This window comes from Xanthomonas campestris pv. phormiicola (assembly GCA_025666215.1).
GTDB lineage: Bacteria > Pseudomonadota > Gammaproteobacteria > Xanthomonadales > Xanthomonadaceae > Xanthomonas_A > Xanthomonas_A campestris_A.
The window spans coordinates 5,267,643-5,280,002 of record CP102593.1 but is presented as its reverse complement, the minus strand read 5'-3'; the positions used below and the strand labels follow the sequence as shown (position 1 = coordinate 5,280,002).

The window sequence follows — 12,360 nt, the reverse complement described above, 5'->3', positions numbered from 1 at the left end:
ACCCTCACCCCAACCCCTATCCCGTTGGGAGAGGGGCTATGAAGGCCTCAGCGCTTCACGCCGGGGAAGCCCAGCTTCTCGCGTTGCGCGTGGTAGGCCTTGGCCACCGCCTGCGCCAGCGCGCGCACGCGCAGGATGTAGCGCTGACGTTCGGTGACCGAGATGGCGCGGCGCGCATCGAGCAGGTTGAAGGCGTGGCTGGCCTTGGTCACCTGCTCGTAGGCCGGCAGCGGCAGGCCGAGCTCGACCAGGCGCTGCGCCTCGCGCTCGCAGGCGTCGAAGCGGTGGAACAGCTCGGCCACGTCGGCATGCTCGAAGTTGTACGCGCTCTGCTCCACCTCGTTCTGGTGGTAGACGTCGCCGTAGGTCACCGGCGCGCCGTCCGGGCCGTAGGTCCACACCAGGTCGTAGACGTTGTCGCAGTTCTGCAGGTACATGCACAGCCGTTCCAGGCCGTAGGTGATCTCGCCCAGCACCGGCTTGCATTCCAAGCCGCCGGCCTGCTGGAAGTAGGTGAACTGGGTGACCTCCATGCCGTTGAGCCACACCTCCCAGCCCAGGCCCCAGGCGCCGAGCGTCGGCGATTCCCAGTTGTCCTCGACGAAGCGCAGGTCGTGCACCAGCGGGTCGATGCCCAGCGCCTGCAGCGAATCCAGGTACAGCTGCTGGATGTTGTCCGGGTTCGGCTTCATCGCCACCTGGTACTGGTAATAGCGCTGCAGGCGGTTCGGGTTCTCGCCGTAGCGGCCGTCGGTGGGACGGCGGCAGGGTTGCACGTAGGCCGCGTTCCACGGCTCCGGCCCGAGCGCGCGCAGGAACGTGGCCGGGTGGAAGGTGCCGGCGCCCACTTCCAGGTCCAGCGGTTGGATCAGCACGCAGCCGTGCTGCGCCCAGAACTGGTTGAGGGTCTGGATCAGACCCTGGAACGTGATCGGAACGGACCGGGAGACGTGCATGCAGCAAAGGCCGGCAAAAGGGGTGCGCTAGTATAGCGACCGACTTGCGGGGACTTCCGCGCACCGGACCTGGACCATGGATTCGCGACCTGCCGCGCAGCCGCCCGCCGTGCCTGTACCTGCCACCGTGTCGCTGCCGCCCGGGCGCCTGAGTTTCGAGCGGGTGGCCGCGGCGCTGCTGGCCGACGGCCTGGTCGCGCCGGCCGAGCGCGGCCGCATGCAGTTCTCGGCGCAGTCCGCGCGCACTGTCAGCGACGTGCATCCGCTGGTGCTGCTATCCAACCTGAAACTGGCCGCCACCCGTCCGCCCGGCAGCGAGCTGGGCCTGGAACGGCTGACCGAGTGGCTGGCGCAGCGCTGCGGCCTGCGCTACCTGCGCATCGACCCGACCCGGGTCGACGTGGCCGCGGTCACCGCCGTGGTCTCGCACGCCTACGCGCGCCGCCACCGCATCCTGCCGCTGGCGCTGGATGGCGAACGCCTGCTGGTGGCCACCAGCGAACCGCTGGCGCTGGACTGGCTGGGCGACGTGCAGCACCTGGCGCGGCGCCGGATCGAGATCGCGGTGGTCAACCCACTGGACCTGCACCGCTACACCATGGAATTCTTCGGCGTGACCCGCTCGGTGCGCGGCGCCAAGGACGGGCGCAACGAGCAGAGCAGCGGCCTGCCCAGTTTCGAGCAGCTGGTGGAACTGGGCCGCGGCGGCGACGTCAACGCCGACGACCACCACATCGTGCACATCGTCGACTGGCTGCTGCAGTACGCCTTCGAGCAGCGCGCCAGCGACATCCACCTGGAACCGCGGCGCGAGGCCGGGCGCATGCGCTTCCGCATCGACGGCGTGCTGCACAAGGTGCTGGAGGTGCCGCCGGCGGTGATGACCGCCATCGTCAGCCGGATCAAGGTGCTCGGGCGCATGGACCTGGCCGAGCGCCGGCGCCCGCAGGACGGGCGCATCAAGACCCGCTCGCCGGGCGGGCGCGAGACCGAGATGCGCCTGTCGACCATGCCCACCGCGTTCGGCGAGAAGTGCGTGATGCGCATCTTCGACCCGGACGCGGCGTTCAAGAGCGTGGACCAGCTCGGCTTCAGCGCGCAGGAGGCGGCCGGCTGGGCGGCGCTGGTCGAACGCCCGCACGGCATCGTGCTGGTCACCGGCCCGACCGGCTCGGGCAAGACCACCACGCTGTACTCCACGCTCAAGCGCCTGGCCACGCCGGACGTGAACGTGTGCAGCGTCGAGGACCCGATCGAGATGATCGCGCCGGAGTTCAACCAGATGCAGGTGCAGACCAACATCGACCTGGACTTCGCCAGCGGTGTGCGCACCCTGCTGCGGCAGGACCCGGACATCATCATGATCGGCGAGATCCGCGACCTGGAAACCGCGCAGATGGCGGTGCAGGCCTCGCTGACCGGGCATCTGGTGCTGTCCACCCTGCATACCAACGACGCGCCCTCGGCGATCACCCGCCTGCTCGACCTGGGCGTGCCGCACTACCTGGTCGCCTCCACCCTCAACGGCGTGCTGGCGCAGCGCCTGGTGCGCACGCTGTGCACGCACTGCAAGCGCCCGCACACGCTCAGCGACCTCGAGTGGGATGCGCTGCGCGAGCCGGGCGAAGCGCTGCCGGAGGAGCTGCAGGTGCACGCCCCGGTCGGCTGCCTGGAATGCCGCCGCACCGGCTACCTGGGCCGGGTCGGCCTGTACGAACTGCTGCCGGTGACGCCGCGCCTGCGCACGCTGATCCGCGCCGACATGGACCTGGCCGGCTTCAGCCGCGCCGCGCAGGCCGAGGGCGTGCGCAGCCTGCGCCGTGCCGGCCTGGAAAAAGTCGCCGCCGGCCTGACCACCATCGAGGAAGTGCTGTCGGTGCTGCCGCCGCGCGAGTGAGGCGGCCACGGCCGGCGCGGCGCGCGCTGGTGCGATCACGGCGATCGGCGCACGCCAAACGCCGAGTCCGCCACCAGCCGGGCCGAGGGCGAGGAGATCAACCGCATCGCCCTGGAATTCCAGGACGAAGCGGCCAAGGCCCTGGCCCCGGAACAGTACCGGCGCCTCTTCGAACTGGATCCCGACGAGCGGCTCACGGTCGTGGATCCGGCGATGCTGGCGGAATTCCCCTGCCGTCCCAAGCGCTGCGTGCACCCGCTCGAGTGGCGCAGCGCTCATGGCAGAACCGACGCGTTGCCGCGGCAAACGACTGTCGTGCAGCTGAATTGCCACGCGCGACAGCGGTGCGGTGCGTCATCGGCTTGGAAAAAGCCGCGAAGGTCTGTCTACAATCGGGTCGACCCCTTCCGAGTTGCCGCCCGCCGATGACGCCTGCGCCCTTCCTGATCCTCGAAACCGGCGAGCCGGTGGCGACGATGCGGCGCTATGGGCGCTTCCCGCACTGGATCCGCGTCGCCGCCGGCCTGGCCGCGCGCGACACGGTGGTCGCCAATGTCGCCGGCGGTGCCGCATTGCCCGCGCGCACGGGCTTCGCCGGCATCATCGTCACCGGCTCGGCGGCCTTCGTCACCGACCGCGCCGACTGGAGCGAGCGCTCGGCCGACTGGCTGCGCGAGGCCGCCCACGCCGGCACACCGCTGCTGGGCATCTGCTACGGCCACCAGCTGCTGGCGCACGCGCTGGGCGGGGAGGTCGCCTACAACCCGGCCGGGCGCGAATCGGGCACCGTGCACATCGACCTGCATCCGCCGGCGTTCGACGATCCGCTGTTCGCCGGCCTGCCCGAACGCTTCCCGGCGCACGCCACGCACCTGCAGACGGTGCTGCGCGCGCCGGCCGGCGCCACCGTGCTGGCGCGTTCGGCGCAGGACCAGTGCCATGCCTTCCGCTGGGGCGAAGCCGCCTGGGGCGTGCAGTTCCACCCGGAATTCGCCACCCACCACATGCGCGGCTACGTGCACGCCCGCGCCGAGTGTCTACGCAGCGCCGGCCGCTGCGCCCGTACCATCGCCCGCGAGGTCAGCGCCGCGCCGCTGGCGCGCAAGCTGCTGCGGCGCTTCGTTCAGCACGCGCGCGGCCAGCAAACCGCCGGCGGCCAGGCAAAACCGCGATAATCTGTACAGGCGCCGCGTTGTACGGCGTTCCCCCACTTCGGATTGGCAATGATCGAGATTCGCAAGCTGCCGGCCTCGGCCGGCGCGGAATGGCTGTTGAGCGGAATTGCGCTGCTGCGCCGGGCGCCGCTGGCGCTGGGCCTGCTGGGCGTGATCTGGGGCCTGGCGGCGCTGCTGGCGCTGCTGATCGGCGCGCTGAACCCGACCCTGGGCATGCTGGCGCAACTGCTGCTGGGCCTGGCCGGGCCGCTGCTGTTCGGCGGGCTGGTGTGGGCGGTGCGCGAAGTGGACCAGGGCCGCGTTGCGCAGCCGGCGCACCTGCTGGAGGCGCTGCACGGCGGGCGCGTGCCCAGCTTGCTGGTGGCGGTGCTGCCGCAGGTGGTGGTCGGGCTGTTGTTGAGCATCCTGGCGGTGATCGTGATCACGCCCAGCGGTTTGGAGCAGCTGGGCACGGTGATGAACAAGCTCAACGAGCTCGGCCAGTCCAGCACCCAGCCCGATCCGGCGCAGGTCGAGCAGCTGGTGGCCACGTTGCCGGCGATGCGCATCCTGCTGTGGCTGCTGATGGTGCTGGTCGGCTTCGTGGCGGTGACGCTGACCCTGTTCGTGCTCGTCCCGCAGGTGATGTTCGACGGCCGCAACGGCCTGGCGGCGATGCGCAACAGCCTGCGCGCCTGCCTGCACAACGTGCCGGCGATGCTGGTGTTCTTCGTGCTCGCCTTCATCGCGATGTTCGCGCTGTATTTCGTGCTGGCGTTGGTGGTGCTGCTGGTGCAGGCGCTGGCCGGGCCGACGATCGCCGCCCTGGTCGCGCAGTTGCTGCTGATGGCGCTGGCGATGCCGGCGCTGGCCGGCGCGGTCTACGCGGCGTGGAAGCAGATGTTCGTGCACAGCGGCGATGCCGCGCCGGCGGTGCCGCCGCCGCCTTCGAATGTGTTTGCCGCTTGAGGGCTGGGAATCGGGAACGGGGAATCGGGAATCGGTAACAGCAACAGCAGGCGGCCCTTCGGGGCCGCTTCTTTTTTGCGTGATGTGCGGACTGGATTCGGTGGTTGCTGCGGACTGGAGGTGCCTGCTGGTGCGGAAGGGTTTCAGCCCCGACGCACTACGCCGTTCCCATTCCCTATTCCCTAGCCTCGATTCCCGGCTTCTTGGTCACCGCACTGGCCGCAATGATGCCGATCTCGTACAGCAGGCACATCGGGATCGCCAGCATCAGCTGCGAGACCACGTCCGGCGGGGTCAGCACCGCCGCCAGCACGAAGATGCCGACCACTGCGTAGCCGCGGCCTTCGCGCAGCTGCTGCGGGGTGACCCAGCCGAGCAGGGCCAGGATCACCAGCGCCACCGGCAGCTCGAAGCTGGCGCCGAAGGCGAAGAAGATCGCCAGCACGAAATCCAGGTAGGCGCCGGCGTCGGGGGTGAGCTGGATGATGTCCGGCTTGAACGTGGTCAGGAAGTGGAACACCGCCGGCAGCACCAGGAAATAGGCGAAGGCGCAGCCGACGTAGAACAGCAGCACGGCCGAGGCCAGCAGCGGCAATGCCAGGCGCTTCTCGCGCTGGTACAGGCCCGGGGCGACGAACGCCCAGGCCTGGTACAGCAGCCACGGCACGGCGATGAACACGCCCACGAAGAAGGTCAGCTTGAGCGGGGCGAACACCGCGCCGGCCGGATGGGTGGCGATCACGCTCTGCCCGATCGGCAGCTGCGCCAGCATCGGCGCGGCCAGCCAGGTGTAGATGGGCTTGGAGAAGGGCAGCAGCGCCAGCACCACCACGCCCAGGCCGATCAGCGCGCGCACCAGGCGCGCGCGCAATTCGACCAGGTGCTCGATCAGGCTGCTTTCGGCTTCCGGATTCATCGCGGCGCCTCAGGGTCGCCGTTGGGCGGTGCGGCGCCAGGCGCCGGCGGTGTGGGGGCAGGGCCGTGCGCGGCGGGCGCCGGCGCGTCGCCTGGTGCGTGCGTCTGCGTGGTCGGCGCGGCTGGCGTGGTGGCCGGCAACGGGTGGTCGGCGGCGGCAGCGCCGGACGGCGGCAGTGGTTCCGACGCTGGCGTCGTGGTCGGCGGTGCGCTGGCCGCCGGCGCGCCCTCGGCCAGCGGCGGCGGCCCGGTCGGGTCGATCTCGCGGCGCAGCGCCTCGGTCTCGCGCTGCAGCTGCTGGCCGCTGTCGCGCAGTTGCGATTCGGCCTGGCGCAGCGAGGCCTGCACGTCCTGCAGGCTGCGCTTGAGTTCCTCGGCTTCCAGTTCGCGCTCCAGTTCCTGCTTCACCGAATCCCACTGCGCGCGCGCGCGGCGTACCCACAGGCCGGCGAAGCGCGCGGCCTTGGGCAGGCGTTCCGGGCCGAGCACCACCAGCGCCACCACGGCGATCAGCAGCAGCTCGCTGAATCCGATATCGAACACGCCGACAGCGTCCTATTCAGCGCGCGTCGCGGTCGCGTTCGGCCTGGCTGTCGCGGGAGTGCTCGCTGCTGCGCGACTCGTCGCCGAGCTGGCCGGCGGGCTTGTCCTCGTCGCGCATGCCTTTCTTGAACTCCTTGACCGCACTGCCCAGATCCTTGGCGCCGCTGGTCAGCCGCTTGGTGCCGAACACCAGCAGCACGATCACCAGCACGACCAGCCAGTGCCAGATGCTAAAACCGCCCATGATCCGCTCGCAGAGAAGTCGTAAGGAACGAGGAGGATAACGCACCGCGCCGCGGTGCGTTCAGTGCTGCGCGCCGCGGCGCGGATTCTAGTGGTTGCCGTCCAGCGACTCGGTGCGGATCTCGCCTTCGGACACCGGCTGGAAGCCCTGCTGCGGCGCCGTCTGCGGCGGGGCCTGCAATGGCGCGGTGCTGGCGCCGTCGGCGGGCTCGGCGACCGTGGGCGGTGCGGCCTGCGCCGCCGGCTGCGGCCGCGGCGGCGGTGCCGCGGCGGTGCGGCGATCGCCGCCGTCGGTGCCGCGGTTCTGCCGCGCGGCATAGGTGGCTTCCTCGAGCTTGTCGCGGAAGGCGACCACGTCGTTGGACGGCAGGGACGTGGTGCGGCCTTCGAAGATCATGCGCGGGGTGGTGTTGCCGCCGTACACGTTGAGGTCGGCGGCATCGTCGATCTGCAGCGCCGCGCCGTCCAGCGCCACGCCGGCGAACAGGCCGCGCGCGCGCGACCACGACCAGATCTCGGCCTTGAGCTGGCCGTCGGTGGCGGCGGAGGCGTTGCGCCCGACCGGGCCGGCGGCGACCCCGGCATCGGCGCCGAGGGTGAACTTGCCGTTGACGATGTTGTCCAGGCTGCGGTCGTTGCGGAACACCAGCACCACGTCGGAGGACTGCACGCCGACCTGGAAGCCGATGCTGCCGCCGGTGAGCTTGACGAACACCGGGTTGGACCAGGTGCCGTCGGGACGCTTGACCGACATCAGGCCGTGGCCGCGGCGCCCGCCGATGACCAGACCGGCCTTGAGCGTGTCCGGGATCACCACGATCGCGCGGCCCTCGTCGAGCAGCTTGTCGGGGATGGATTGCTCCGGGATCTCCTGGATGTCGCTCAGCACGCGCAGCGCATTGCGGGCGCGCTCGTCTTCTTCCGGGCCGGCCACGGCGTGGCCGACGAACAGCGTGGTGCTCAACAACAGGGCGAGGCGCGGCAGGCGGGGCATGGCGGGCGTCCGAAATAGGTCCGCAGCAAGATACTGCAAGTCCTTGAACTTAGTCACATCGCAATTAATCGGCAATGAGTGCGCGCGGCAATGCGCGGGCCGCGATCGTTGCGATAGGCACGATGGCGACGCGCGCGGCGGGCGGCTCTGCCACAATGCGCGCATGAGCGACGTACCCGAGACCGCCGTGCTGGTGGTGAATCTAGGCACGCCCGAGGCGCCGACTGCGCCTGCGGTCGCCCGTTACCTGGCCGAGTTCCTCGGCGACAAACGCGTTGTGGCCATTCCCAGGCTGTTCTGGTGGCCGCTGCTGAACTGGGTGATCCTGCCGCGGCGCTCGCCGCGTTCGGCGGAGAAATACGCGCTGGTGTGGCTGCCGGAAGGCTCGCCGCTGGCGGTGTACACCCGGCGCCTGGCCGAGGGCATGCAGCGCGAACTGCCCGGGCATCGCGTGGCCTGGGCGATGCGCTACGGTACCCCGGCGCTGGCGCCGGCGCTGGACGCGCTGCGCGACGGCGGCATGCGCCGGATCGTGGTGCTGCCGCTGTACCCGCAATATTCGACCACCACCACCGCCTCGATCGAGGACGTGGTGCAGGCCTGGCAGGCGCGCAATCCGCAGCTGCCGGTGACCCTGATCGAGGACTATCCGACCGATCCGGCCTGGGTCGAGGCGGTGGCCGACAGCGTGCGCACGCACTGGGCGCAGCACGGCCGCGGCGAGACCCTGTTCTTCTCCTTCCATGGCCTGCCGCAGCGCGTGGCCAACAACGGCGATCCGTACCCGCAGCGTTGCGAGGCCAGCGCGCAGGCGATCGCCGCGGCGCTGGGCCTGGGCGCCGGCGACTGGCAGCTCGGTTACCAGTCGCGCTTCGGCGCCGAGCGCTGGCTGCAGCCGTACGCGGAGCCGAGCCTGTGGCAGCTGGCCGAGCGGGGCACCAAGCGGGTCGACGTGATCTGCCCGGGCTTCGCCACCGACTGCCTGGAAACGCTGGAGGAAGTGGCGATGGGTTTCGTCGAGACCTGCGCCCAGCGCGGCATGCAGGTGCGTTACATCCCCTGCCTCAACGACGCCCCGGCGCACGCACGCGCGCTGGCGCAGCTGGCCGCCCGCACCGCATGACGCTGCGCACGTTCGCCTGCCCGTCGCGGGTGGGCAGGCTGGCCGGGCTGCGCAGCGGCGATCCGCACGGACCCAAGGTACTGGCGCTGCACGGCTGGCTGGACAACGCCGCCAGCTTCGTGCCGCTGAGCGCGCAGTTGCCGCAGCTGGACCTGGTGATGCTGGACCTGCCCGGCCACGGCCACAGTGACGCCTTGCCGGCCGGCGCCGACTATCTGCTGACCAGCGCGCTGCATCCGCTGCTGGATGCGGCCGACGCGCTGGGCTGGGAGCGCTTTGCGGTGCTCGGCCATTCGATGGGTGCGGCGATCGCCAGCACCCTGGCCGCGGCGGCGCCGCAGCGCATCGAGAAGCTGGTCGCGATCGAGATGCTGGGCGGTCTGGCCGAGACCGTGGAGGGCACGCTGGACCGCCTGCGCGACAGCGTCGCCGCGACCCGCCGCGCCGGCGCCTCGCCGCTGCGCGTGTTCTCCGACCTGGCCGCGCCGGTGCGCGCGCGGATGCAGGCCAACCAGCTCAGCGAACCGGCGGCGCGGCTGCTGGTGGAGCGCGGGGTCGAGGCGGTGGACGGCGGCTACGTGTGGCGCAGCGACCGGCGCCTGACCCTGCCCACCGCGGTGCGGCTGAGCGAGGCGCAGGTGCAGGCGCTGCTGGCCGGCATCGAGTGCCCGGCGCGGGTGATCTACGCCGATCCGGCGCAGCCGTATTTCCCCGAGCCGTTGCGCAACGAACGTGCGGCACGGCTGCGCCATGGCCGCGTGCATGTGTTGCCGGGCACCCACCATCTGCACATGGAGCAGCCGGCCGCGGTGGCGACGCTGTTGCACGACTTCTTCTGAGCCGCCGGCCGGCGCCGTTGCGCCGCCCTGCCACCGCTGCATCGCGCGACAGCCGCAGCGGGACGCTGCGCCGCTGGCCCGAACCGATGCCGTCGCACGTCCAGCACACGCCTGTGGACGCCGACGCGTGCGCGGAGGTCGCGTGCGCCTGCTCAAGTTTCCGGCATTGCCGCCGATAGAGGCTGCGACGCGCGACACGCCGCGGTTGCGATCCACCCGGCGTCACAGTTCGCCATGTTGTCGTAGGTCGGTCGCGTTTCGGTAAAGCTTGGTGGCCAGGGTACGTGTGGGCAATTGCGCCCGAACCTCTCCCCGCCCCGATGATCCGTCTCCTCCGTCGTTATCCAGTCGGTCCCCGACTGACCTTCGCCTTCGCGGCCTTGCTGCTGCTCTGCGGCGCGCTGATCGTCGCCAGCCTGGCCTCCATGGCCATGGCGCGCCGCCAACTCGACGACATCAGCCTGGACAAGATGGAGAAGATCCGTCTGTCCGATGCCATGGTCACCGCCCAGGCGCGCCTGGAAATCGGCCTGCTCAACGATGTGATCCTGACCAACCCCGACGAGAAGCGGGAGGTGGTGCGCGCGATCGGCCAGGCCGCGCGCGACTACGCGCAGGTGCGCCGCAAGCTGTTCGCGATGCGCCTGGATCCGGCCGACCGCACCGGCGCGCAGCGCCGCGCCGCGATCGACCAGGCCTTTGTCCAGGTGCAGCCGTTCCAGACCCAGGTGCTGGCGCTGGCCGCCGACAACCAGAACCTGGACGCGCAGACCCTGCACCTGTACACGCTGCAGCCGCTGCTGGCGCAATGGCAGCAGGCGATCCAGCGCAATGCCGCGCACCTGCGCACGCTCAGCGACCAGGCCTACGCCGATGCGGTGGCGACGATGACCCGCGCGCGCTGGATGCTGCTGATCGGCGGCGGCCTGCTGCTGGCGGTGGCCACCTGGCTGGGCTGGTGCATCACCCAGAGCCTGGTGCGGCCGCTGCGCGAAGGCACGCGGATCGCCGCGGCGATCGCCGCCGGCCGCCTCGACGCACCGTTGCCGGTGCACGGCAACGACGAGGCCGCCGAGCTGCTGCGCAGCATGCAGACCATGCAGGCGCAGCTGCGCGCGGTGCTCGCCGAGCAACGGCAGATGGCGCAGCGCCACGCGGCCGGCGCGGTCGCGCACCGCAGCGACGCGGCGGGGTTCCCCGGCGAATACGGGCAACTGCTGCACGATGCCAATGCCTTGGTCGAGCTGCACGTGGGCACGGTGCAGTGCACGGTCGCGCTGATGCAGCGCTACGCGATCGGCGACCTCAGCGAGGACATGCCGCGCCTGCCCGGCGAGCAGGCGGCGATCTCCGACACCATGGACGCGATCAAGGCCAATCTGGGCGCGCTCAACCGCGACATCTGGCACCTGGCGGCGGCCGCGGCGGCCGGCGACTTCAGCGCGCGCGGCGACGTCAGCCGCCACCAGCACGATTTCCGCATCATGCTCGAAAGCCTGAACCAGCTGATGGCCGCCGTGGACGGCAACCTCGGCGCGCTGTCGACGCTGCTGCGCGCCATCGCCTGCGGCGACCTGGGCGTGCGCATGCACGGCGAATTCCACGGCGTGTTCGCGCGCATGCGCGACGATGCCAACGCCACCGCCGACCAGCTGGCCATGATCGTGGCCGGGATCCAGCGCGCGGCCGCGGCGATCGACAGCGAGGCCGGCGCCATCGCCGATGGGCACCAGGACCTGTCGCGGCGCAGCGCCGAGCAGGCCGGCGCGCTGGAGCGCACCGCGGCCTCGGCGGCGCAGCTGACCGAGACGGTCAAGCAGAACGCTGCGCACGCGCATCAGGCCAACCAGCTGGCGCACGCGGCCGCATCGGTCGCGCGCCAGGGTGGCGCGGCGATCGACGAAGCGGTGGCGGCGATGCAGGGCGTGCAGGGGTCGTCGCGCAAGATCGGCGAGATCATCGCGGTGATCGACAGCATCGCGTTCCAGACCAACATCCTCGCCCTCAACGCGGCGGTGGAGGCGGCGCGCGCCGGCGAACAGGGCCGCGGCTTCGCCGTCGTCGCCAGCGAGGTGCGCGCGCTGGCGCAACGCTCGGCCGGCGCGGCGAAGGAGATCAAGACGCTGATCGAGGCCTCGCTGTCGCAGGTCGCGGTGGCCTCGACGCAGGTCCATGGCGCCGGCCAGACCATGGGCCGGGTGCTGGCGTCGGTGGGCGAGGTCAACGAGGTCGTGGCCGGGATCGCGGTGGCGTCGCAGGCGCAGTCGGCCGGCATCGAGCAGGTCGGCCAGGCGATGGCGCAGATGGACCGCACCACGCAGCAGAACCTGGCGCTGGTGGAACAGGCCACCGCGGCCTCGCATGCGCTGGAACAGCAGGCCGGCGCGCTGGCCGCGGCGGTGGCGGTGTTCCGGCTGCAGGCGCGCGCCGAGGCGCCGCACCAACGGCCCGCCATGGCCGCTCCGGCACCGGCCGAGCTCGATCTGGCCGTCGGCGCCTAGCCGGGCACCGCGGGGTCGCGCGGTGGCGTCGTGCGCGGGCGCTTACGCCCGCGCAGCGCTCCCGGAGCGTCCAGGACACTGGCGCCGGGGGGATGGCCGCTGGCGGCTGAATGCGTCGCCTGCACGGTGTCCATGAAGCTTGTGTGTAGAAAAAATTTCGCTTAAGTTCCCGCCACGCCTGCCGACAAGACAGGCATAGACGCGATACGTCTTGCGTACGCGGCCC

Annotated in this window: 11 protein-coding genes; 6 read left to right on the top strand and 5 right to left on the bottom strand. The window is 71.1% G+C overall.

Annotated elements, in window-relative coordinates; all coding sequences use genetic code 11:
* Window positions 1-47 precede the first annotated feature (47 nt).
* Entirely contained in the window at window positions 48-956 is a 909-nt protein-coding gene (glyQ, locus tag NRY95_22395) for a glycine--tRNA ligase subunit alpha (GenBank protein ID UYC16380.1), read from the bottom strand.
* Window positions 957-1,032: 76 nt separating this feature from the next.
* Here glyQ and NRY95_22390 point away from each other — a divergent pair, with 76 nt between their 5' ends.
* The 3 genes from NRY95_22390 (at window position 1,033) to NRY95_22380 (ending at window position 4,976) form a co-directional block, all read left to right on the top strand.
* Window positions 1,033-2,853 carry a GspE/PulE family protein gene (locus NRY95_22390; protein ID UYC16379.1) on the top strand — a complete coding sequence of 607 codons (1,821 nt, stop codon included), beginning with the start codon at window positions 1,033-1,035 and terminating at the stop codon, window positions 2,851-2,853.
* Between the two features lie 425 nt (window positions 2,854-3,278).
* Complete coding sequence (locus NRY95_22385) at window positions 3,279-4,028, top strand: glutamine amidotransferase (GenBank protein UYC16378.1); 750 nt, start codon at window positions 3,279-3,281, stop codon at window positions 4,026-4,028.
* A gap of 48 nt (window positions 4,029-4,076) precedes the next feature.
* Window positions 4,077-4,976: a BPSS1780 family membrane protein gene (locus NRY95_22380; protein UYC16377.1), complete on the top strand. Its 900-nt coding sequence runs from the start codon at window positions 4,077-4,079 to the stop codon at window positions 4,974-4,976.
* 175 nt (window positions 4,977-5,151) lie between these two features.
* Here NRY95_22380 and tatC read toward each other — a convergent pair whose 3' ends face one another.
* The 4 genes from tatC to NRY95_22360 all read right to left on the bottom strand — a co-directional run bounded on the left by tatC (window position 5,152) and on the right by NRY95_22360 (window position 7,671).
* On the bottom strand, window positions 5,152-5,892 hold the full coding sequence (gene tatC / locus NRY95_22375; protein ID UYC16376.1) for a twin-arginine translocase subunit TatC: 741 nt from the start codon (window positions 5,890-5,892) through the stop codon (window positions 5,152-5,154).
* Complete coding sequence (gene tatB, locus NRY95_22370; protein UYC16375.1) at window positions 5,889-6,434, bottom strand: Sec-independent protein translocase protein TatB; 546 nt, start codon at window positions 6,432-6,434, stop codon at window positions 5,889-5,891. Before tatB ends, tatC begins: the two co-directional genes overlap by 4 nt.
* 16 nt (window positions 6,435-6,450) lie before the next feature.
* Window positions 6,451-6,678 carry a Sec-independent protein translocase subunit TatA gene (gene tatA, locus NRY95_22365; GenBank protein UYC16374.1) on the bottom strand — a complete coding sequence of 76 codons (228 nt, stop codon included), beginning with the start codon at window positions 6,676-6,678 and terminating at the stop codon, window positions 6,451-6,453.
* 87 nt (window positions 6,679-6,765) lie between these two features.
* Window positions 6,766-7,671, bottom strand: coding sequence for a YSC84-related protein (locus NRY95_22360; GenBank protein ID UYC16373.1), 906 nt, complete (start codon window positions 7,669-7,671; stop codon window positions 6,766-6,768).
* Window positions 7,672-7,834: 163 nt separating this feature from the next.
* Here NRY95_22360 and hemH point away from each other — a divergent pair, with 163 nt between their 5' ends.
* The 3 genes from hemH (at window position 7,835) to NRY95_22345 (ending at window position 12,134) form a co-directional block, all read left to right on the top strand.
* Window positions 7,835-8,794, top strand: a complete 960-nt coding sequence (gene hemH, locus NRY95_22355) for a ferrochelatase (GenBank protein UYC16372.1) — start codon at window positions 7,835-7,837, stop codon at window positions 8,792-8,794.
* Window positions 8,791-9,633: an alpha/beta hydrolase gene (locus NRY95_22350; protein UYC16371.1), complete on the top strand. Its 843-nt coding sequence runs from the start codon at window positions 8,791-8,793 to the stop codon at window positions 9,631-9,633. The genes hemH and NRY95_22350 overlap by 4 nt, the downstream gene beginning before the upstream one ends.
* 320 nt (window positions 9,634-9,953) lie before the next feature.
* Window positions 9,954-12,134 carry a methyl-accepting chemotaxis protein gene (locus NRY95_22345; GenBank protein UYC16370.1) on the top strand — a complete coding sequence of 727 codons (2,181 nt, stop codon included), beginning with the start codon at window positions 9,954-9,956 and terminating at the stop codon, window positions 12,132-12,134.
* The last annotated feature ends 226 nt before the right edge of the window (window positions 12,135-12,360 follow it).

Excerpts from the sequence above, each read along its gene's own strand:
- glyQ (UYC16380.1), bottom strand. The coding sequence starts at position 956 with ATGCACGTCTCCCGGTCCGTTCCGATCACGTTCCAGGGTCTGATCCAG.
- NRY95_22390 (UYC16379.1), top strand. The coding sequence starts at position 1,033 with ATGGATTCGCGACCTGCCGCGCAGCCGCCCGCCGTGCCTGTACCTGCC.
- NRY95_22385 (UYC16378.1), top strand. The coding sequence starts at position 3,279 with ATGACGCCTGCGCCCTTCCTGATCCTCGAAACCGGCGAGCCGGTGGCG.
- NRY95_22380 (UYC16377.1), top strand. The coding sequence starts at position 4,077 with ATGATCGAGATTCGCAAGCTGCCGGCCTCGGCCGGCGCGGAATGGCTG.
- tatC (UYC16376.1), bottom strand. The coding sequence starts at position 5,892 with ATGAATCCGGAAGCCGAAAGCAGCCTGATCGAGCACCTGGTCGAATTG.
- tatA (UYC16374.1), bottom strand. The coding sequence starts at position 6,678 with ATGGGCGGTTTTAGCATCTGGCACTGGCTGGTCGTGCTGGTGATCGTG.
- NRY95_22360 (UYC16373.1), bottom strand. The coding sequence starts at position 7,671 with ATGCCCCGCCTGCCGCGCCTCGCCCTGTTGTTGAGCACCACGCTGTTC.
- hemH (UYC16372.1), top strand. The coding sequence starts at position 7,835 with ATGAGCGACGTACCCGAGACCGCCGTGCTGGTGGTGAATCTAGGCACG.
- NRY95_22350 (UYC16371.1), top strand. The coding sequence starts at position 8,791 with ATGACGCTGCGCACGTTCGCCTGCCCGTCGCGGGTGGGCAGGCTGGCC.
- NRY95_22345 (UYC16370.1), top strand. The coding sequence starts at position 9,954 with ATGATCCGTCTCCTCCGTCGTTATCCAGTCGGTCCCCGACTGACCTTC.